Source organism: Sodalis glossinidius str. 'morsitans' (assembly GCF_000010085.1).
GTDB classification, from domain to species: domain Bacteria; phylum Pseudomonadota; class Gammaproteobacteria; order Enterobacterales; family Enterobacteriaceae; genus Sodalis; species Sodalis glossinidius.
In genome coordinates, this window is the sequence record NC_007712.1 from 124,499 (window position 1) to 144,871 (window position 20,373).

Genomic DNA, 20,373 nt, shown 5'->3' on the forward strand with positions numbered 1-20,373 from the left:
TTTTTCCCGCCCTGAGGATGCCGATGACCGCAGTATAAAGGGCTTTCGTGGGGTCGTCTTGGCGTAAACACCTTTTACGCTGTGTCCAAGGCACAAGGCTAAAGGCTAAACGTGCAGCGGCGGACAATCCTCTCACGCCGTACTATGCTTTAAAGACGACATCCCTCTGCCAGGAGACGATAATGAGTCCACTCCCCTTTGATACCGGAACAGGCACGGACCGATCGTCAGGTCGAAACTTTTTTGCAAGCATTAAACGGTGCCGATGCGCCGCCTGTGGAAAGTTTGGTGCAGGCGCGCCAGGTGATCGTTGATGCACAGAAATCCGTCGCCATTGATATGAGCGGCGTTGACGAGTCGGAACAGATTATCACCGTCGACGGCTCAGCCGCTGAGCCTGAATATCGTTCGCCCGGCCAATACCGACGGGGTGCTGCCGGCATTTGTCTTTTCCACGGCGGCGGCTGGGTACTTGGCGATTATTTTACCCACAAACGACTGGTGCGCGATTTGGTGGTCGCCAGAGGCGTGGTGGGGATTTTTGCCGCGAGTTTTCAATACCCCTACCAGGATCCTCTCCCCAACCGGTCACCAGCGGGTGGCGACTCACCTTACGTATTCTTTCGGTGGTGGTATTCAACTTCGTCAATTATCTCACCATCGGCCTGCCGTTGGCGGTGCTGCCGGGGTATGTGCATGATCATATGGGCTACAGCGCCTTCTGGGCAGGGCTAGTGGTCAGTTTGCAATATATGGCGACGCTGCTTAGCCGACCTTACGCTGGGTGCTATGCTGACAGGCTAGGCCCGAAGCGCATTGTCGTGCTCGGGCTGGGCGGCTGTTTGCTCAGCGGCGTGTGTTATCTCCTCGCTATGGACCGAATCCCTGCCCGTCGTGGCGCTGGCCTTATTGTGCGAGGGGCGGGTTATCCTTGGTCTTGGCCAGAGTTTTGTTGGCACCGGCGCAATGCTTTGGGGCGTCGGCGCGGTGGGTTCCAGTAATATCGGCCGGGTCATCTCGTGGAACGGTGTCGCCAGCTATGGCGCATTGGCTATCGGCGCGCCGCTCGGCGTATGGTTGCATCACCTGGGGGGACTCTCGGGCTGCTTTCGGCGGTGATTATCTTGATTGCGGGCGTTGCTATCGGCTTTTCGCTACCGCTGCCGACGGTAAAAACGCTGGCCGGCAAGAAAATCCCTTTCAGCGCGGTGGTGGGCAAGATTTGGCGTTACGGACTGATGCTGGGATTCGCTTCCTGCGGCTTCGGTGTGATCGCCACCTTGTATTACGCTGTTCTATGCCTCACGCGGTTGGGACGGCGCGGCCTTCGCCCTGACGCTGTTCAGCACCGCCTTTGTCGGCACCCGGCTCCTGTTTCCCAACAGTATTAATCGCTATGGCGGTTTAGCGGTCTCGCTGGTGTGCTACACGGTCGATATTATAGTGCTGGTCTGGCTGGCGCCGACACCCTTCACCGCCCAACTCGGCGCGCTGCTGACCGGGGCCGGATTCTCCTTGGTATTCCCGGCGCTGGGAGTCGTGGCCATGAAACAGGTCCCGGTGCAGAATCAGGGCAGCACGCTGGCGATCTTTACCGCCTTTATGGATTTGGCGTTAGGCATTGTCGGGCCGCTGGCGGGGATGTTGATGGCGCGTGCCGGGGGCCGCCAACGGTGCGACGCCGAAGAAGTATAGGAGCCCTCCTGACGCGCCGTCTTTGCCACATTGACGCTCAACACGTGATGACCTTATGCGCTTCGCTGGCCGCGTCGGGTCGACTGTTGATGACGCGGCGTTGCCGGCATTATTTAAACGTCAGCGTCTTGATGATGCTTTCCGCGGCGCTCTGGGCTTTCTGTTGATCGTCCGCCGGCAGGGTAACCTGCATCGTCAGCAGATGATTGTCCACTTTACCCAACACGACCGCCGAATAGGCCTGTTTGCCGCCGCTGGCGACAATGCTGTCCAGCTGTTGCAGTGGTTTGCCGTTGACGGTAATAGCTTTGTTCGTGACAACTTGCAAATCCGGATCGCGGGCGCGTTGCTCGTTTTCCAGTCGTTGCGCCAGCGTATCTAGCCCCTGCGGCGTATCATCGCTCAGGATGATAATGACCGCTTTGCGGCCGGTTGAATCCGCATAGACATGCATGTTGTTTGCCTGCGTCCCTACTTTACCGCTTTGATCGCTCATATCTCCCGGCAATGTAAAAGCCAACTTGCCATCCAACAGGCTGATTTTATTCTCCGCCTGGGTCTGCTCGGCGCCGTCAGGTGCGCCGACGGTCTCCTTATCTTTGCTGTTGTCGCAGGCCGACAGGCCGAAGACCAGCATCCCAATGCCCAGATACTTCGCTACTTTACGCATAGATTTACCTTCTAACTCCATATTATCCCGCCGTCGAGGCGGTGGATCCCATCAGCAGATGACGCTGCCACAAGCGGCAGTGAGGGGGGGCCGTCTGCCCGTTATTCCTGCGCCTTGAAATGCACTGACCGGCGGGATTAACTCAGCCGGAGTAATCCGGGATTGGATTGGCGGGCTAAACGTTTAAGCAGCATGTTGAGCAGCACGCCATACATAGGCAGGAAGAAAATCATGCTAATCAGTAGCTTGAAGCTGTAATCCACCGTGGCTATCTCGATCCAGTGCGTTGCCATAAACGGATCCGGGCTTTGATAGAAGGCGATAAAGAAAAAGGCCACCGTGTCGGAGGCGTTGCCGAACAGCGTGGAAACAGTCGGCGCGATCCACCACTGGCCGCGCTGGCGCAAGCGGTTAAAAACGTGCACATCCAGAATCTGACCGAGGGCATAGGCCATAAAACTAGCGCAGGCGATACGGGCTACGAACAGGTTGAACGTCCCCAGCGCGGCAAATCCCTGCCATTCGCCCTGATAAAACAGCGACGAAGCGCAATAAGATATCAGCAGCGCCGGCACCATGACGGTGAGGATGATCCTGCGCGCCAGCAGGGCGCCGAAAATCCGTACCGTCAAGTCGGTAGCGAGGAAAATAAAAGGAAAGCTGAATGCGCCCCAGGTGGTGGTAAAGCCGAAAATCGATACCGGCAACTGCACCAGGTAATTACTTGATGTGATAATGAGTAAATGAAACAGCGCCAGCCCTATCAAGGCGTGTAATCGCTGTTGTGGCGAAAATCTGAACATGATCTAACCTTTTTTAACCATGGGGTGAGGGAACCCAGAATGCCTGACGCCTTTTTATTGCGCGCGGCGCGCATAATACCTTTTTGTGCCGTCAATGCAACGGGAGAATCGTTTAACCGCTGCCCCGCTTGCAGCTATCATTTACCGGTGTAAACTAGCGGCCCGACAATTTAAACGATTAACGTTGACATTCTGTATGCCTGATGCTTTTGCCGCCGCGGATCAAACCCTGGACGCTCGCGGCCTGCGCTGCCCCGAACCCGTCATGATGGTGCGTAAAGCCGTGCGCCATATGGCCGACGGTCAGACATTGCTGATTATCTCCGATGATCCGGCCACTACCCGCGATATTCCCGGCTTCTGCCAGTTCATGGAACATACCTTACTAGCGCAGGCCACGGAACAGCTGCCTTACCGTTACCTGTTGCGCAAGGGGCGGGCGGCGGCCTGATCGTGACCGCACGCTAGGGCAAGAAGGTCAAAGATACAGCGAGCGCACTATCAGAAAATGGCCGGTGAAGTAACAGGCGGCGAACACCGCGCGGGCGGCATTGAACGGATAGCGGTAATGACTGATTAACCAAACGGCGGCCGCGACTAGCAGCAAAGCGGTTCCCGCCAGCAGTGAGAAGTTATAGTCGTTGCCGAGCAGGAAGTATTGTTCGCCCGCGACCCATACCATCAGAAGCGTGACGCCAATATAGGTGCACACGGGCCAGCGCAACTCATCAAGTCTGGACCAGAGAAACATAATCAACGCCACACCGAGAACCAAAAGCGTCAACGGCAACGGCCAGAATATCGTCAGTGTCATACGGCTGACGAAGCCGATGGTATAAAGTACATGGCAGAGAAAGAAAGCGCCGACGGCGTAAAGCAGTCGTTCGCTTGATAGCATCAGCAGCGCGCTGCCGGCGAGCGTCGCCAGCAGGCCAAGGATGATTAAATAGCTGGTGGCGGTAAGGCCCGGCGCCTGCCAGGCAAGCGCCAGCAGCAACAGCAGCGTTATAGGTTGAAACAGCCAGCGCTGCCAGACCGGTCCACGGTAAGAGGCGTCAACGTAAAGCCATCCCGAGAAGACTACTGCCATAAAAGACCAAAGCATTGGCGTTCCTTTTTGATGCGTGGTGAGTTGATATCGGCGATGATGGCAGTCCCGGGCCCCCGCTGACGGCGTTTGTGTGCCCTGGCGTTGACATCCTGGTCGAGGCAGATGCGCGTTGCCGGCCTTCATGCTATGTTAGCGCCACTTTTTTCCTGCGCAATTCATGCGTACACATTGCGGGAGACAGCAGGTTTATGAGCAGCGAGCAGCCCATTTATCGCATTCAGTTTATTAATAATGGCAAAAATTATCAGCTCTTTGTACGTGAGCTAAGTCAAAGCCCCCTATTCGGATTTATCGAAATCGGCGATTTTGTATTCAGCAGTCACAGCAATTTGGTGGTTGATCCCTCCGAGGAAAAACTAAAGACGGAGTTCAGCGGCGTCAGCCGCAGCTACATCCCGCTGCAGGCCGTCATTCGCATTGACGTTGTGACTGCAAAGGGCAGCGCCCGCATTTCCGATTTAGGCGATAACGTTACGATGTTTCCTTATCTGCCCGGTAAGAAACCCTGATAAGCCGGGTGCGTGCCCTGACACTCTCATTCCCGCCGCCGGGCCGTTACTGCGCAGGCGGGATTTCGCCGGGCGGTTAACGGCCGCGATCGGAGAGGCGCTGCGCTCGCTGTTTTTTCTGCCAGGCGACCATTTCAAATACGCCGAAAAGGAAAACCCGCGTTTGAAAAGCGGCGCCAGGCTTGGCCTCGTCTTTGGTCAGCGTGGCTTTCTGCAGCGTTAGCTGCAACGCATGCATCACCACCATAAAGAACAGGCCAATATCGAGAAAATATTTCAGCGGCTTCGGAAACGGCTGTATCAGGTTAAATAACAAAAAGCTCCACACCACCAGCATCAACAGGCGGCCCAGATTAATCAGTATCATGTTGTTTCTCCGGCGTAGCGTGACGGATATAGAGCCGGTAGGAGATTTGACCGGCAATTTTTTCCCGATGTAGCTGCCAATGGGCCGGCACCTCGGGAGCGGGGCCTTCCGTTTCGGTTTCAATGTAAATCCAGGAGTCGTCCGCCAAACGCCGGTGCTGCTCCAGCGCGGTCACCGTAGCGGTTATCATCCCGTGACGAAAGGGGGGATCGATGAAGACGACATCGAAAACGGCGCCCGGCTGCGCAAGCCAACGCAGGCTGTCGGTGGTGATGACCTCCGCCTGCTGTGCCTGCAACACCAGCAAATTGCGGGCAAGCTGCGCGCTGACCGCGCGATCCTGCTCCAATAGCGTGACGCTGGCGGCGGCGCGCGAGAGTGCCTCAAGACCTAAAGCGCCGCTGCCGGCGAAACAATCCAGGCAGCGCGCGCCCTGAATGACCGGCGCCAGCCAATTAAACAGCGTTTCCCGCACACGGTCGGTCGTCGGCCGCAAGCCCGGACTGTCTGGCACCGGCAGCTTACGGCCGCGCCAGCGGCCGCCGATGATACGGATTTGGCCGGCGGAACGGGCAGTATTGTTTTTTGCCATAGATATCTTGTTACGAGTCAAAACGCGCAAAGACCACAACGAATGTCAACGATAGTCTATTCTAGCGGGGAGGAGGGACGTGGGAAACGGTATTTCGCATTTGATTTGTTCTGTGGAACAAAACCCCGCCGCAACGCATGTTGCCCACCGGGGTAAAGTGGTAAACTCTGAGTATTATTAGACAGGTTATTTATTCGCCACCTTGTTGGGCGAGGAGTGTAGTCGCAAATGGCAAAAGAGAAAAAACGCAGTTTCTTTTCCTGGTTAGGCTTTAACTGTCAAGACGATGACGCAGGCAGCGAGCCGCAAGCCGAACGGGAGACCGACGTCTCCGGCGCCGGAGGCGAAACCGTCACGCCAGTTGCCGCTACCGCAGCGCGTGATGAGACGGCGGAGGCTGTCGAGCCGGCCTTACCCCAGGCGCAGGTGGAGAGACCGGATGCGGATCGTCCCTCGGCGCCCCCTGCGCAAGCGGAAATTCCCGCCGCTAACAGGATTCCTGCGGCTGACGAACCCGTGCCGCCCATGGCCGCCCGGGGGCACGACGCGCAGCGTATGGCGGCGGAAATCGTTTCTCTTACCGAGCAGGTCGCGGCGCGGCAGGACAATGTCGCCGCCAGCGAACGCAAGTCGGCGACCGGCAGCAACACCGGCGCTGCGCCGTCCGGAATCGGCACCGCCGCAACGCCTGACGATAGCGTCGACGAGGCGGCGGAAAACCGTCAGGACGCTAGCGCGGAATTAACCCTGGCCGAGGAAGTCGCCCCGGAGGAAGACGTCGTCCCGCTCCCGACACCAGACGGTGAACCGCCGGCCCCCGAGCGCGCGGGATTCTTTACCCGGTTGAAAAACAGTCTGGTCAAGACCCGGCAGAATCTGGGATCCGGATTTATCGGATTGTTCCGCGGCAAGAAAATCGATGATGATCTGTTCGAGGAATTGGAGGAGCAACTGCTGGTAGCCGACGTAGGCGTTGAGACCACCCGCAAAATAATTGATGGTTTGATTGACCACGCCGATCGCCGCCATCTGAAGGACGCTGAAGCGCTGTATAGCCAATTGCGCGCGGAAATGGCGACCATTCTCGTCAATGTAGAGCGGCCGCTGGAGGTGACGGGCAAGGCGCCCTTCGTTATCCTGATGGTTGGCGTTAACGGCGTGGGGAAAACCACCACCATCGGTAAACTGGCGCGTCTTTATCAGGCTGAAGGGAAAAGCGTTATGCTGGCGGCGGGAGATACGTTCCGCGCGGCGGCGGTGGAACAATTGCAGGTGTGGGGCGAGCGCAACCATATTCCGGTGATAGCGCAACAGACCGGCGCCGATTCCGCCTCGGTCATTTTCGACTCTATCCAGGCGGCCAAAGCGCGCGGCATTGAAGTGCTGATAGCGGATACCGCGGGGCGACTGCAGAATAAAGCGCACCTGATGGACGAATTAAAGAAAATTGTCCGGGTGATGAAAAAGCTGGACGTTGAGGCCCCCCATGAGGTTATGTTGACCCTGGATGCCAGCACCGGGCAGAATGCCGTTAGTCAGGCCAACTTATTCAACGATGCGGTGGGACTGACCGGCATTGCGCTGACCAAATTGGACGGCACCGCCAAGGGCGGGGTGATTTTTGCCGTGGCAGATCGCTTTGGCATCCCGATTCGCTTTATTGGCGTCGGGGAGGCTATTGAGGATTTACGGCCCTTTAAAGCTGACGATTTTATAGAGGCACTTTTTGCCCGAGAGGATTAATAAAGGATGATTCGCTTTGAACAAGTAAGCAAAGCCTATCTTGGCGGACGACAGGCATTGCAAGGAGTGGATTTTCACCTCCGTCCGGCCGAGATGGCGTTTCTGACCGGCCATTCCGGGGCGGGGAAAAGTACTCTGCTGAAATTGATATGCGGCATTGAGCGCCCAAGTGCGGGGCATATTTTATTTGGCGGTCACGATATCAGCCGGCTGAAAAACAGCGAAATCCCATTTCTGCGCCGTCAGATCGGGATGATCTTTCAGGATCATCATCTACTCATGGACCGTACCGTTTATGACAACGTCGCGATGCCGCTAGTGATCGCCGGCGCCAGTCTGGAAGACATCCGTCGCCGGGTATCCGCGGCGCTGGATAAAGTGGGCCTGCTGGATAAAGCGCGCAATTTCCCGGTGCAGTTATCGGGCGGGGAGCAACAGCGTATCGGTATTGCCCGCGCCGTTGTCAATAAACCGGCCGTGCTGCTGGCCGACGAGCCGACGGGGAATCTGGACGACGCGCTGTCCGAGGGCATATTGCGTCTGTTTGAGGAATTTAACCGCGTCGGCGTGACGGTGCTGATGGCGACTCATGACACCGGACTGATAGCGCGCCGAAATTACCGTATCTTAACGCTCAATCAGGGAAGAATGACCGGGGGCGTCCATGGCGAATAAATTCAACCGGCCCCATCGCGCGCACAAACCGGCAAAACCGCCGCGCGCGCAAACGGCGGGGGAGGCGAAAGCGGCAAAATCCAGGGCGCTGCGCGGCGGCTGGAAGCAGCAGTGGCACTATGCCTGGCTGGATACGCTGGCGGATATGTGGCGCCAGCCGCTGGCCACGCTGTTGACCGTCATGGTGATTGCCATTTCATTGACGTTGCCCAGTTTATGCTATTTGGTATGGAAAAACGTCAGCCAGGCGGCGGAGCAGTGGTATCCGACGCCGCAGCTGACGGTATATCTGGATAAGGTGCTGGATGACGATGCTGCCCTGAAGGTGATAGGCGTGCTCAAACAGGAGGACGGCGTCGCCAAGGTCAACTATCTTTCGCGCGAAGAGGCGAGGGGCGAGTTTCGCGATTGGTCTGGCTTTGGCGGCGCCATGGATATGCTGGAGGAAAATCCGCTGCCGGCGGTGGCTATTATCACGCCAAAGGTCAATTTCCAGAGCGCCGACACGCTTAAGACGCTGCGCGACCGGGTCGCCGCAACGCAGGGCGTGGATGGGGTGCGAATGGACGATAGCTGGTTCGCCCGCCTGGCGGCGCTGACCGGTCTGGTCGGCAAGGTATCCGCCATGATAGGCATTCTGATGGTTATCGCGGTATTTCTCGTCATCGGCAACAGTATACGTCTGAGCATTTTCAGCCGGCGCGACACCATCAACGTCATGAAATTGATCGGTGCCACCGATGGGTTTATCCTGCGGCCGTTTCTCAACGGCGGGGCGTTGTTGGGGCTGGCCGGCTCGGTGCTGTCGCTCATCTTGTCCGGCACGCTGGTCTGGCAGCTCGAATCTGTGGTGGCGAATGTAGCGGCGGTGTTTGGCACCACGTTCGTGCTGCACGGTCTCAGCTGGGATGAAGCCATCCTTCTGCTGCTGATTTCGGCCATGATTGGGTGGCTTGCGGCCTGGCTGGCGACGGTACAACATTTACTCCGGTTTACACCTGACTAAAATTTTTTTGGTATAATGAGATCGGGATAAAGTACCGCGGTTGCTGAACTCACCGACGGGATCGCGGTCTTATTTAACGGCCGTTCAATGGCAGGAGGTCGCGTCCTGGTGCGGGCTTTCTCTTGAACGGCGTCCAAGTTTCTAGCGAGAGGTCATGAATGATCAAAAATATGCAAGTTTTAGCCTATGTTCCCCAGGGCAGTCTGGAAGCCTATGTCAGGGCCGCCAATGCCTATCCGATGCTTACGGCGGAGGAAGAGCGGGCGCTGGCTGAACGGCTGCATTATCAGGGCGATCTGGAGGCGGCCAAGAAGCTGATCCTGTCTCACCTGCGCTTTGTTGTTCATATTGCGCGTAACTATTCCGGTTACGGCCTGCCACAGGCTGACCTGATTCAAGAAGGCAATATCGGCCTGATGAAGGCCGTCCGCCGTTTCAACCCCGAAGTGGGTGTGCGGCTGGTGTCGTTTGCGGTTCACTGGATCAAGGCGGAAATTCACGAATACGTGCTGCGTAACTGGCGTATCGTGAAAGTGGCGACCACCAAGGCGCAGCGCAAGCTGTTCTTCAATTTGCGCAAAACCAAGCAGCGCCTGGGCTGGTTTAACCAGGACGAAGTGGAAATGGTGGCCAAAGAGCTGGGTGTGACCAGCAAGGACGTCCGTGAAATGGAGTCCCGCATGGCCGCGCAGGATATGACGTTTGATCCGACGCCGGAAGACGAAGCCCGCGAAGGGCAGCCGATGGCGCCAATGCTCTATCTGCAGGATAAGTCGTCCGACTTTGCCGACGGCATTGAAGAGGATAACTGGGACGATCACGCCGCCGACAAGCTGAGTGCGGCGCTAGAAGGTCTCGATGAGCGCAGCCAGGACATTATCCGTGCGCGCTGGCTGGATGACGATAACAAAAGTACGCTGCAGGAGCTGGCCGACCGGTACGGCGTTTCCGCGGAGCGCGTGCGCCAGCTTGAAAAGAACGCCATGAAAAAAATGCGTCTGGTGATCGAGGCCTGACGGCAGTGCGGCAATCTGCCGCTGCATCCCATCGCGTTCGTTGCCCTGAGCGGCAGGCGCTTATCACAGCCGGTGATTGTTCACCGGCTGTGTTGTTTTCAGCGCGGCGTCACGGGGGCGACCGAGGCGCGAGCCGCTAACGCAGATGCCAGCCGTCAGGTTCTTCATAGAAGCCGCAGGCGGACATGAATTTACCCATCAGGGCGGCGTCCTCCAGCGGTTGTTGATTGCTGAGCCACCAAGAGACGATATCGGGCATTTGGCGGCGGGTTTCATTGACTAAATACAGGCCCACGCCCCGTCGCCGGGTCTCAGGCCGCACGCGTAGCCCCATTAGTCGCCCCTCTCCCCAGGCGGCGTCTAGCTCTACCTGCACCGCGGCTAGCAGCCGATCGTTAAAGCGTGCGGCGAACAGCGCGAAGGAGTCGGTAAATTGCTGTTGCAGCGCGTCGATATCCACGGCAGGCCAAATATTTACCAGATCACGTTTATCCTGGGGGCTTAATACCGTCAGCCTTTCAATCGTCAGTTTCATGTGTTCCTTACAGACATTACCGTTATTCCTATCCCCATAGACAGGTGAAGATAGTCGGCGACAGTATAACGCAATTGCCGGCATATACCGCGCGATATCCGGACGTTGGGATAACCACCGTTATGAAATTGCCGCTTGAGGGGGCGTTACACGGTCGTCACACCGATGTTATTTTTCTGTCATCTTCGCATGTCATGTTACAGGTCGTTAATGACATTAGGTTTTAGGAGAACGGCATGGCAATCCCCTTTGTCCGTACCGCGCGCTTTGCGCCGCGCTAATGTGGGTCGTGAGTCAAAGCGCCTGGGCGGTGACGGAAATTCCTTTCTGGCATGCCATGGAAGGTGAACTGGGAAAAGAGGTGGAAAGCCTGGCCACCCGTTTTAACCAGACGCATCCGGATTACCGCATCGTGCCGGTGTACAAGGGGGCTTCCCGCAGGAACTGGCGGCCGGCATCGCCGCCTGGCGCACCAGCAATGCGCCGGCTATCCTGCAGGTGTATGAGGTGGGTACCGCCACCATGATGGCCAGCCACGCTATTAAATCGGTGTATCAGGTGTTTAGCGACGCCGGCGTTGATAATGATGAATCCGCCTTTGTGCCAGCGGTACTGGGCTATTACAGCGACAGTAAAACTGGCCATCTGCTCTCCCAGCCGTTTAATAGTTCCACGCCGGTGCTGTATTACAATAAGGACGCCTTCAAACGGTCGGTGCTGGACCCCGAACAGCTGCCGCAAACCTGCAGCAGCTGGCGGCGGACGCGGTTAAGCTACGCGAAGCCGGTCTGGCCTGCGGCTATGCCAACGGCGGCTACCAAGGCTGGATCCATATTGAAAACTTCAGCGCCTGGCATGGCTTACCGGTTGTGACACAGGACAACGGTTTTGCCGGCACTGATGCCCGGCTGGTGTTCAACGGGGACCGGTACAGATCAAACACATCCAATTGCTGGCGGATATGCTAAAGAACGGCAGCGCCGGCTATTTCGGCCGTGATGATACCTATATGGCGAAGTTCTATGGTGACGAATGCGGTATGACCATTGGTTCTTCGGGTTCGTTGTCGACCGTGCGCCAGTACGCCAAATTCAATTATGGCGTTGGCATGATGCCTTATGACGCCGATGTGAAAGGCGCGCCGCAAAACGCGATGATAGGCGGCGCAGCCTGTGGGTTATAGCTGGCAAGAGCGCGGAAACCTATAAGGGTGTCGCTCAATTCCTGCATTTCCTGGCCGAGCCGGACATTGTCGCCGAATGGCATTAGCAAACCGGTTATCTGCCGATCACTACCGCCGGCGGTCCGGTTCAGGCCACGACCACGTTGATTTACAAAATCTACCGCGAAGGCTTCACCGGGCTGGCTATGTTCAGCCATGGTCTCTTGCTGGCAGGTGTCGTGGTGATCCTGTTTCCCTTGTATGTGGCGTTGGTAGCGGCGTCGCTGGATTCACATCAGGTGTTTCAGGTCCCGCTGCGCCTGCTGCCCGGCGGCCACCTGTGGGACAACCTGCATCAGGTATGGTCGCAGGGTGTCAGCGGCCAGAGTGTACCCTTCAGCAGCCTGTTGTTAAACAGTCTGATCATGGCGCTTGGTATTACTGTCGGTAAAATTACCGTATCGCTGCTATCCGCCTTCGCTATCATTTATTTCCGTTTTCCGCTGCGTAATTTGGCGTTTTGGCTGATATTCATGACGCTGATGCTGCCGGTAGAGGTGCAGACTTTTCCCACGGTCGATGTGATTGCCCATGTACATATGCTGGACAGCTATACCCGCCTGACGCTGCCGCTGTCCAAAACCAATCTGGCGGTGCTGTTTGTGATCACCTTTATTTACGGCTGGAATCAATATCTCTGGCTGCTGCTGATTATTAACGACGCTTCGCTGGGCACGGCGGTTGCGGGCATACAAAGCATGATTGCCAGCGGCGATGGCACCACGCAGTGGAATCAGGTCATGGCGGCGATGCTGTTGACCCTTATTGCGCCGGTGACGATTGTTTTAGTTATGCAGCGTGCGTTTGTGCGTGGCTTGGTGGATAGCGAGAAATAGCGCACTATGGCAAGTTTACGATTACAACATGTCGTTAAAAGCTACGACGGCAAAACCACCATTATCGCGCCGCTGGATCTGACGGTGGCGGACTGTGAATTCATCGTGCTGGTCGGGCCTTCCGGCTGCGGCAAGTCTACCCTGTTACGTCTGGTGGCCGGGCTGGAGAGCGTGACCGCCGGCGATATTTATATCGGCGACAAGCGCATCACCGGTTGCGAGCCGCAGGATCGCCATGGTATTCCAAAATTATGCGTTGTATCGGCACATGAGCGTGTTCGACAACATGGCTTATGGACTCAAAATTCGCGGTCTCGGGAAACAGCAAATTCGACATGCGGTGGAGCAGGTGGCTGACATATTGGAGCTGGAGCCGCTTTTGTACCGTAAGCCGCGAGAACTCTCCGGCGGCCAGCGGCAGCGTGTTGCTATGGGGTGTGCCCTGGTACGTGAACTAGACGTGTTTTTGTTCGATGAGCCGCTCTCCAATCTGGATGCGAAGCTGCGTACGCAAATGCGCCTGGAATTGCAGCAATTGCACCGCCGGTTAAAGACCACCAGTTTTTATGTCACTCACGATCAGGTCGAGGCCATGACGCTGGCCGAACGGGTGGTGGTACTTAATCGGGGCCGGGTAGAACAAATCGGCACGCCGACGGAAATTTACCGCCGGCATTCGCCCAGAACAGATCCTGCGCGCGCGGCGACGCGCGAACGCCACCGGCGGGCAGCGTTAACGGCCAGGCGCGGCGCCCGTGCGCCGCGCAGGAGAAATGTGCCACCTGGAGGTGGCCACGCTTGAGCGGCTGGGTGCCGATAATTTGGCCTATGGCCACTGGTAAGCTGTGCCATGGTAGTGCGTCTGGCCCATGACGATCTCCCGGCGCCCGACGCGACGCTGCATTTGAATTGTCCGGCCAACGCATGGCACTATTTCGACTCGCAAAATGGAACCTGGGTGGAAATATGACCAGAGAATGGCTTTATCCGACCATCGTTGCCCACCGTGGAGGGGGTTCGCTGGCGCCGGAAAATACGCTTGCCGGTATCGATACCGGTGCCCGCTATGGCCAGCAGATGATTGAAGTGGATTCCAAACTGTCCGCCGATGGTTAAATTTTTCTGTTGCACGATGATACGCTGGAACGCACCAGCCAAGGCAGCGGCATCGCCGGCCAATTGGATTGGTCTACACTGGCGCAGATTGAGGCCGGCGAATGGTTCGATGAAACCTTTCGCGGTGAGCGGCTGCCGCTATTGTCGTCGGTGGCGGAACGTTGCCGGCAACATGGGCTTGCGATCAACATCGAAATCAAACCCACCACGGGCGTTGAAGATGAGACCGGCCGCGCCGTGACGCTGGCCGCGCGTCAGCTGTGGCAAGGGATGACACCGCCGCCGCTGGAACTACCGCGCGGATTGCTGCTGGAAGAGTGGCGCGACGACTGGGATACACTGGCAAGTCAGTTGTCATGTCAGGCTTTGCACCTGCAGCATGAGGCGTTGACCGAGGATCGGGTTGAGGCTATTAAAGCCAGCGGACTGCATATTTTGGCCTGGATCGTTAACAGCCCCTATCGCGCCCGCACACTGTTAGGCTGGGGCGTCGACGCCCTCTGTACCGACTGCATTGACCTGATTGACGCTGATTTCGCCAACTCCTGAGACGGGGGCACAGCCCTTTTCGATCTTTACGCTGATGACGACAATGCAGTTATACATTGAACACCCTCCTGAGAAGTTATTATGTCGCATTGAACGGTGAACCTATGCCGCCTTAAATACCCCGCAAGACGTGTTGATGTTCCCTCCAGGCATTTTAACCCGCTAATGTCGTCATCCTGTGGCAGAGACAATACAGCCATCACTGACAATGAGGGGCATGGTACCCCTAGGCATTCCTATTAACATGCGTGCGGAGAAGACTGCATTTTACTTTTTCTTTACCCGTGTTGCGGTATTACCCTGGCGCAACAAACCTGGCGTGATACCCCTGGGGGAAATATGCGTTTGGCAAGAGAGTAAAGTCAATAAGGCGCAAGACCCTCTCAGGGCCTTTGACCTGGGTGCTTTAGCGAACAATTTAAATCGCAGGTGATCATAGCGACCAATAAAAGTCTTACATTGCGCGTGGGAAAGCGTGTCGTGAAGGGTGCGTTGTCATATTGCTCCGGCTTTTACCCTGTTTAGTAAAACCTATCTAAATAGGATGCAAGTTGAGTTGAACGGCGCAGGGAAGAATATGTAAATAAAGTACCAAAATAATAATCTCACCTGATAATGATAGGAGAAGAAATGACCTTTTGTAATCCTAGCACAGCGCGCTGTGCTTTATTTTCCCAACACGCGGTGGAAGACTACAGCGAAATAAATAGGCAATCCGCTATTTCGCCGCAAGGATGGCATGAATATCTTTTCAATCTATTCATGCCAGGCAGCGTACAAAAGGCATATTCATCGCAATACGATAACTTTACCTAAGCGCTCATCGACGCATTGGAGAAGAAAATAGCCGATCCCGACGATTACGCAATTCCAGAAACCCTCGAGTTCGCAATTGGTGCTTTTAAAGTATCTTACTCTCATACCCCTTCTCATTGGTATAACGGTGAAATAAAGGTGGAGGTGAAAATTACGGAACCTGATAATTACACCACTATTGCTACCGTAGATAAAGAGCTTTTCAACCGCACCCTCACGCTGTTGCTGTTGCAAAAGCGAACTCATCACTCGGCATACCAATATTCACTGACGGGAGAGGGGAAAATAGACCTGCGCGAGGCGAATCTGGCCGGTGTTGACGTTAAATATGCCGATCTTTCGTCGGCGAATTTGCGTGGCACGAACCTGAAGGCGGTGGATATGCGCCATGCTATTCTTACAAGAGCTTCTCTGGCGAACCTGAAGTTTGCCTGGCTGGCTGATGCCGATTTAGAAGAGGCGACGCTGACGGGCGCAGTTTGTTGCAAAACCAAACTGTGGCGAGCTCACCTCATCGGTGCCAACCTCAGTCATGCCGGTTTCACCTGTGCTGACCTAAGTCACGCAAAGCTCAGCAACGCTTGCCTGAGGGACACCACCCTCCAGGGTGCGCAACTGGCGAGCGCCAAGTTCGAGGGGACCTTTGTCGACGGGGCGTCTTTCAATAACATCACGCTCAGGGGAACCCATAGTGGTCCAATGAGTGGCCATGTCCCGTCACCGAGTTGTAGATCATGCTGGCGCGCACAAACGTGTGCTGTTCCCGCGCAGCGTGAGTGAAAAAACGTCAATTTCAGATCGCCAGAGCGACGGACCGTTGGCTGGCGCAAAACGCAAGGCTTATCTTTGGCAAAGCGGTTGGTCGGTTTACGCAGCTGAGCTTTGGGGCGCCGCCGTCTGCCTGCGGGAACGTTCGTCACCATGCTAACTAAATTTCAAGATACAAGGTTAGAGGTTTGCCTCGGCGCAGCGGACATATGGCAAATGCGCGCAGGCGTGCTGTTGGGCTGAGTGGATGAATGCCTCGGTCGCCGGCTGGCGTTGTTCGCCGTCGCGTACGGCAGCGTAAAGCCGGCTCCACAACCCTTCCCCAAGCGTCCGGGTGGCGATAAGCCCCTGGCGTTCAAAGCTTTCCACGACCCAATGCGGCAACGCGGCGATACCCATGCGCGCCGATACCATTTGTATCAGCAGCAGGGTGTTATCCACGGTTTTCAACATGGGATTAATGCCCGCCGGCTGTAGGAAATGGCGCCAAATGTCCAGGCGGTTGCGCTGTACCGGATAGATAAGCAATGTTTCCTGGTCCAGGTCCTGCGGCGCAATGACCTTTTTGGCCGCCAGCGGATGATCCGGCGACAGCACCAGCCGGACCTCGAAATCGAACATGGGCGCATAGTACAGCCCGCTACGCGGCAGAATATCCGAGGTCAAAACCAAATCCAGTTCGCCCTGCTGGAGCGCCGGTTGCGGATCGAAGGTGACGCCGGAGCGGAAATCCATTAACACTTGCGGCCATTGTTGGTGGAATTCCGCCAGGGCCGGCGTCATCCACTGTATACAACTATGGCACTCGATAGCTAAACGCAGCGTGGCCTGGTGCGGTTGCTGGCAGGTTTGCAGAGCCTGCTGAACCTGCGGCAAGATTTGTTCGGCCAGCTGCAGCAGGATCTCGCCCTGCGGCGTAAAACGCAGCGGCTGGCTTTTGCGTACGAACAGGCGAAAGCCGAGCCGCTGTTCCAGATCGCTGAACTGATGCGACAGCGCCGATTGGGTCTGGTGTAGCTGCGATGCGGCCGCCGCCAGCGAACCGCTGTTACGCAACGCCTGCAGCGTTCGCAGATGTTTGAGTTCGATCATGAAAGTGTTTCACCTGGAAGTGAATAAATTGCGCTTGTGAACAGTACACTACATGGTGATTATGGATGTGTAAACATCTGGACGTCTAAATGGGAGAGGGCAATGGCAATTCTGAGTCACACACTGGGTTTTCCCCGCGTTGGTCTGCACCGGGAACTGAAAAAAGCGCAGGAAAGTTATTGGGCCGGTAACATCAGCCAGCAGCAATTGCTTGAAACCGGCCGCGAACTGCGGGCGCGTCATTGGCAACAGCAGAAAGATGCGGGCGTCGACCTTCTGCCAGTGGGTGATTTTGCCTGGTACGATCATGTCCTCACCACCAGCCTGATGCTGGATAACGTCCCGGCCCGCCACCGCAGCGGCGCGAACGAAAGCGATATTGACACGCTATTTCGTATCGGCCGCGGCCGCGCGCCGACCGGTGAACCGGCCGCCGCCGCCGAGATGACCAAATGGTTTAACACCAACTATCACTATATGGTACCCGAGTTTACCCTGGGACAGCAGTTCCGCCTGGGCTGGACCCAGTTGCTGGATGAAGTGGACGAAGCGCTGGCGCTCGGCCATCGCGTGAAGCCGGTGCTGCTTGGACCGGTCAGTTATCTGTGGCTGGGTAAAGTCAAAGGCGAGGCGTTTGATCGCCTGTCCCTGTTGCCGGCGCTGCTGCCGGTATACAAACAGGTTTTGGGTGAGCTGGCGAAACGAGGCGTCGATTGGGTACAAATCGACGAACAGGCATTGGTACTGGAATTACCGCAGGCGTGGCGCGAAGCCTATCGCGAGGCCTATCAAGCGCTGCAAGGCCAGACAAAACTACTGCTGACGACCTATTTCGATAGCATCCGGCATCAGCTGGATATTATCACCGCGCTGCCGGTGCAGGGGCTGCATGTAGATTTGGTGGCGGGCGACGACGACCTGACAGAGTTGCACCGGCAACTGCCGGCGGAGTGGGTGTTATCTGCCGGCGTCATCAACGGGCGTAACGTCTGGCGCGCCGATCTGCAGAGCTGGTTTGAACAACTGCGTCCTCTGCTGGGCAAACGCGAGCTTTGGTTGGGATCGTCTTGTTCCCTGCTGCACAGCCCCATTGATTTGAGCACCGAAACGCAGCTTGATGAAGAAGTAAAGAGCTGGTTTGCTTTCGCGCTGCAAAAATGCGCCGAGTTGGGTCTGCTGCGTGCCGCGCTGAATGCGCCGGATGAAGCGAATCAGGCCCGTTTGGGCGAGTATAGCGCGCCAATCCGCGCCCGCCGTCACTCTAGCCGGGTGCACAACCCAGAGGTCAAAGCGCGTCTGGAAAAGATCACCGCCGCTGACAGCCAGCGTCAGCAGCCCTACGCCGCCCGCGCCGCCCTGCAACGTGCGCGCTTTAAACTGCCCGCCTGGCCGACCACCACCATCGGCTCATTCCCGCAAACCACGGAAATCCGCGGCCTGCGTCTGGATTTCAAACGCGGTCGTCTGGACGGCGGCCACTACCGTACCGGCATTAGCGAACATATCAAGCAGGCCATTGTCGAGCAGGAGCGCCTGGGGCTGGATGTTCTGGTCCACGGCGAAGCCGAGCGCAACGACATGGTGGAGTATTTCGGCGAGCATCTGGATGGGTTTGTCTTCACTCAGAACGGTTGGGTACAAAGCTACGGTTCGCGTTGCGTGAAGCCGCCAATCATTATCGGCGATATCAGCCGGCCTGAGGCGATTACCATCGAATGGGCGCGTTATGCCCAGTCGCTGACCGCGAAACCCGTGAAAGGCATGCTGACCGGCCCAGTTACCATACTGTGCTGGTCATTCCCGCGGGAAGATGTGAGCCGTAAAACCATCGCCCGTCAGATTGCGCTGGCGCTGCGTGACGAAGTGGCGGATTTGGAACAGGCCGGTATCGGCGTCATTCAAATCGACGAACCGGCGCTGCGCGAGGGTTTGCCGCTAAAACATTCGGCCTGGCAAGATTATCTGACGTGGGCGGTGGAAGCATTCCGGTTGAACGCGGCGGTGGCGCAGGACGATACCCAAATCCACACCCATATGTGTTACTGCGAGTTCAACGATATTATGGACTCTATCGCAGCGCTTGATGCGGATGTCATCACCATCGAAACCTCCCGTTCTGATATGGAACTGCTGGAAACTTTCAAGGAGTTCGATTATCCCAATGAAATCGGGCCAGGCGTGTATGACATTCACTCGCCGAACGTTCCGAGCGAGGAGTGGATAGTCGAATTGCTGCGTAAAGCAGCCCAGCGTATTCCGGCGGAACGTTTGTGGGTGAACCCGGACTGCGGACTTAAAACCCGCGCCTGGCCGGAAACCCGTCAATCGCTGGCCAATATGGTCACCGCTGCCAGAAAACTGCGCGAGGAGCAGCCGTAAACGAGGCCGCCGGTTCGCCGGCGCTCGCGCAGGGAAGCGTGACGCAGTGTGAAAACGCCAGACGGAGCAGTCTGGCAAGGAACGGCCAGCACGCTGCGACGACAGTCAATTAACGGAATAATAAGCCTCAGCCGGGAAAGGTTGTTCCACACCAGGGAAATACCCGTCAGGGCAGAACGTACCAGCGTTCATTCAAGCGCGGTGGCTACCATCAATCCGGTTAAGGTGGCATCGCATTCTCCCGGGGCGCGACTACGCCCCTTTTTTAGTGCGCCCAGCATGGGCGCACTCTTGTGGGTGCAAGTCCCGCCGCAAGCTGGCCCAGTGAGCGAAGCACAACTGCGCAAGGGTGACCGAGCGTGGGGAGGAAGTGTAGAGAGAAACTGCGAGCCGATGAACAAGAATCGGATAGAAGGCGCTGGCGAGCAGGCTAGAAACCGTGAAACTCTTGTGGTCAAGGCGAGGTGGCGTAGATCCGGCGGTTATGCAGTGAAGGAGTGCGTTCTTACCTGGGGAGATCTCGCCTGACGCCTGAAAGGGCGACGGTGCAAGCCGGAGCGAGAAGTCAGCAGAGGTCGTAGTAGCCGCAATCTAGGCGAAGGGCCGAACGAGAAGGAGCGTCAAACGCCTTGCCGATGAATCGTGTATTGCATCAGATGTCCGCGCCAGCGGAGCGGATCGTTTAAGGGCGAGGTGAAACCTCGTCCAAAGCGCTCAGCGATGAAACCCGACTCCCGCGGCAAGAACCGGAAGCCGCAGGGCGAGACTTGCTCATGCAAGCTCTGAAGTACGCGTGGCCGACCATCCGGCAACAAGTGATAGTCGGCACGTACCGGCCATAACCGGTACGACGCGTAGGCATCCCAAAACCGG

General features: G+C 56.8%; 17 protein-coding genes and 4 pseudogenes. 14 read left to right on the plus strand and 7 right to left on the minus strand.

Features of this window, described 5'->3' with window-relative positions; translation table 11 throughout:
* Window positions 1–198 precede the first annotated feature (198 nt).
* Complete coding sequence (locus SGP1_RS32290) at window positions 199–735, plus strand: alpha/beta hydrolase fold domain-containing protein (protein WP_050747293.1); 537 nt, start codon at window positions 199–201, stop codon at window positions 733–735.
* A pseudogene (locus SGP1_RS26115) lies at window positions 618–1,662 on the plus strand (MFS transporter); the annotation flags it as partial. The gene SGP1_RS32290 and the pseudogene SGP1_RS26115, both read left to right, overlap by 118 nt.
* A gap of 142 nt (window positions 1,663–1,804) precedes the next feature.
* Here the strand turns inward: SGP1_RS26115 and SGP1_RS00615 are convergent.
* Together SGP1_RS00615 and SGP1_RS00620 are read right to left on the minus strand one after the other, a co-directional pair.
* A complete protein-coding gene (locus tag SGP1_RS00615) occupies window positions 1,805–2,365 on the minus strand; it encodes a DcrB family lipoprotein (protein WP_011409942.1) in 561 nt (186 codons plus the stop codon).
* 137 nt (window positions 2,366–2,502) lie between these two features.
* On the minus strand, window positions 2,503–3,168 hold the full coding sequence (locus SGP1_RS00620) for a 7-cyano-7-deazaguanine/7-aminomethyl-7-deazaguanine transporter (RefSeq protein ID WP_011409943.1): 666 nt from the start codon (window positions 3,166–3,168) through the stop codon (window positions 2,503–2,505).
* 196 nt (window positions 3,169–3,364) lie between these two features.
* On the opposite strand from SGP1_RS00620, the gene tusA reads away from it, so the two are divergent.
* Window positions 3,365–3,619, plus strand: a complete 255-nt coding sequence (gene tusA, locus SGP1_RS00625; protein ID WP_011409944.1) for a sulfurtransferase TusA — start codon at window positions 3,365–3,367, stop codon at window positions 3,617–3,619.
* Window positions 3,620–3,646: 27 nt separating this feature from the next.
* On the opposite strand, the gene SGP1_RS00630 is transcribed toward tusA, so the two are convergent.
* Entirely contained in the window at window positions 3,647–4,273 is a 627-nt protein-coding gene (locus SGP1_RS00630) for a lysoplasmalogenase (protein ID WP_011409945.1), read from the minus strand.
* Between the two features lie 194 nt (window positions 4,274–4,467).
* On the opposite strand from SGP1_RS00630, the gene SGP1_RS00635 reads away from it, so the two are divergent.
* A complete protein-coding gene (locus SGP1_RS00635) occupies window positions 4,468–4,788 on the plus strand; it encodes a DUF1820 family protein (RefSeq protein ID WP_011409946.1) in 321 nt (106 codons plus the stop codon).
* Window positions 4,789–4,864: 76 nt separating this feature from the next.
* Here SGP1_RS00635 and SGP1_RS00640 read toward each other — a convergent pair whose 3' ends face one another.
* Together SGP1_RS00640 and rsmD are read right to left on the minus strand one after the other, a co-directional pair.
* Window positions 4,865–5,152 carry a DUF1145 family protein gene (locus tag SGP1_RS00640; RefSeq protein ID WP_041867313.1) on the minus strand — a complete coding sequence of 96 codons (288 nt, stop codon included), beginning with the start codon at window positions 5,150–5,152 and terminating at the stop codon, window positions 4,865–4,867.
* A complete protein-coding gene (gene rsmD, locus SGP1_RS00645) occupies window positions 5,142–5,747 on the minus strand; it encodes a 16S rRNA (guanine(966)-N(2))-methyltransferase (protein ID WP_011409948.1) in 606 nt (201 codons plus the stop codon). Before rsmD ends, SGP1_RS00640 begins: the two co-directional genes overlap by 11 nt.
* 228 nt (window positions 5,748–5,975) lie before the next feature.
* Here rsmD and ftsY point away from each other — a divergent pair, with 228 nt between their 5' ends.
* The 4 genes from ftsY to rpoH all read left to right on the plus strand — a co-directional run bounded on the left by ftsY (window position 5,976) and on the right by rpoH (window position 10,187).
* Window positions 5,976–7,490, plus strand: coding sequence for a signal recognition particle-docking protein FtsY (gene ftsY, locus SGP1_RS00650; RefSeq protein ID WP_011409949.1), 1,515 nt, complete (start codon window positions 5,976–5,978; stop codon window positions 7,488–7,490).
* A 6-nt stretch (window positions 7,491–7,496) separates the two neighbouring features.
* The gene (gene ftsE / locus SGP1_RS00655; RefSeq protein WP_011409950.1) at window positions 7,497–8,165 is read left to right on the plus strand and encodes a cell division ATP-binding protein FtsE; all 669 of its coding nucleotides are present in this window, start codon (window positions 7,497–7,499) and stop codon (window positions 8,163–8,165) included.
* Entirely contained in the window at window positions 8,155–9,171 is a 1,017-nt protein-coding gene (gene ftsX, locus SGP1_RS00660) for a permease-like cell division protein FtsX (RefSeq protein WP_011409951.1), read from the plus strand. Before ftsE ends, ftsX begins: the two co-directional genes overlap by 11 nt.
* A gap of 158 nt (window positions 9,172–9,329) precedes the next feature.
* Window positions 9,330–10,187: an RNA polymerase sigma factor RpoH gene (gene rpoH, locus SGP1_RS00665; RefSeq protein WP_011409952.1), complete on the plus strand. Its 858-nt coding sequence runs from the start codon at window positions 9,330–9,332 to the stop codon at window positions 10,185–10,187.
* 136 nt (window positions 10,188–10,323) lie between these two features.
* On the opposite strand, the gene panM is transcribed toward rpoH, so the two are convergent.
* Window positions 10,324–10,722, minus strand: a complete 399-nt coding sequence (gene panM, locus SGP1_RS00670; protein ID WP_011409953.1) for an aspartate 1-decarboxylase autocleavage activator PanM — start codon at window positions 10,720–10,722, stop codon at window positions 10,324–10,326.
* 280 nt (window positions 10,723–11,002) lie between these two features.
* Here panM and ugpB point away from each other — a divergent pair.
* The 5 genes and pseudogenes from ugpB to SGP1_RS22900 form a co-directional block, all read left to right on the plus strand.
* Window positions 11,003–11,988, plus strand: a pseudogene (gene ugpB / locus SGP1_RS00675) (sn-glycerol-3-phosphate ABC transporter substrate-binding protein UgpB); the annotation flags it as partial.
* A gap of 102 nt (window positions 11,989–12,090) precedes the next feature.
* Window positions 12,091–12,780, plus strand: coding sequence for a glycerol-3-phosphate transporter membrane protein (locus SGP1_RS00680; protein WP_041867315.1), 690 nt, complete (start codon window positions 12,091–12,093; stop codon window positions 12,778–12,780).
* 6 nt (window positions 12,781–12,786) lie between these two features.
* Window positions 12,787–13,582, plus strand: a pseudogene (locus SGP1_RS00685) (ATP-binding cassette domain-containing protein).
* Window positions 13,583–13,746: 164 nt separating this feature from the next.
* A pseudogene (locus tag SGP1_RS00690) lies at window positions 13,747–14,445 on the plus strand (glycerophosphoryl diester phosphodiesterase).
* A gap of 831 nt (window positions 14,446–15,276) precedes the next feature.
* Entirely contained in the window at window positions 15,277–16,041 is a 765-nt protein-coding gene (locus tag SGP1_RS22900; RefSeq protein WP_011409955.1) for a pentapeptide repeat-containing protein, read from the plus strand.
* Between the two features lie 168 nt (window positions 16,042–16,209).
* On the opposite strand, the gene metR is transcribed toward SGP1_RS22900, so the two are convergent.
* The gene (metR, locus tag SGP1_RS00705) at window positions 16,210–17,121 is read right to left on the minus strand and encodes an HTH-type transcriptional regulator MetR (protein WP_011409956.1); all 912 of its coding nucleotides are present in this window, start codon (window positions 17,119–17,121) and stop codon (window positions 16,210–16,212) included.
* A gap of 102 nt (window positions 17,122–17,223) precedes the next feature.
* Between metR and metE the strand changes: the two genes are divergently transcribed.
* Window positions 17,224–19,500, plus strand: a complete 2,277-nt coding sequence (gene metE / locus SGP1_RS00710) for a 5-methyltetrahydropteroyltriglutamate--homocysteine S-methyltransferase (RefSeq protein WP_011409957.1) — start codon at window positions 17,224–17,226, stop codon at window positions 19,498–19,500.
* Window positions 19,501–20,373: the final 873 nt, after the last annotated feature.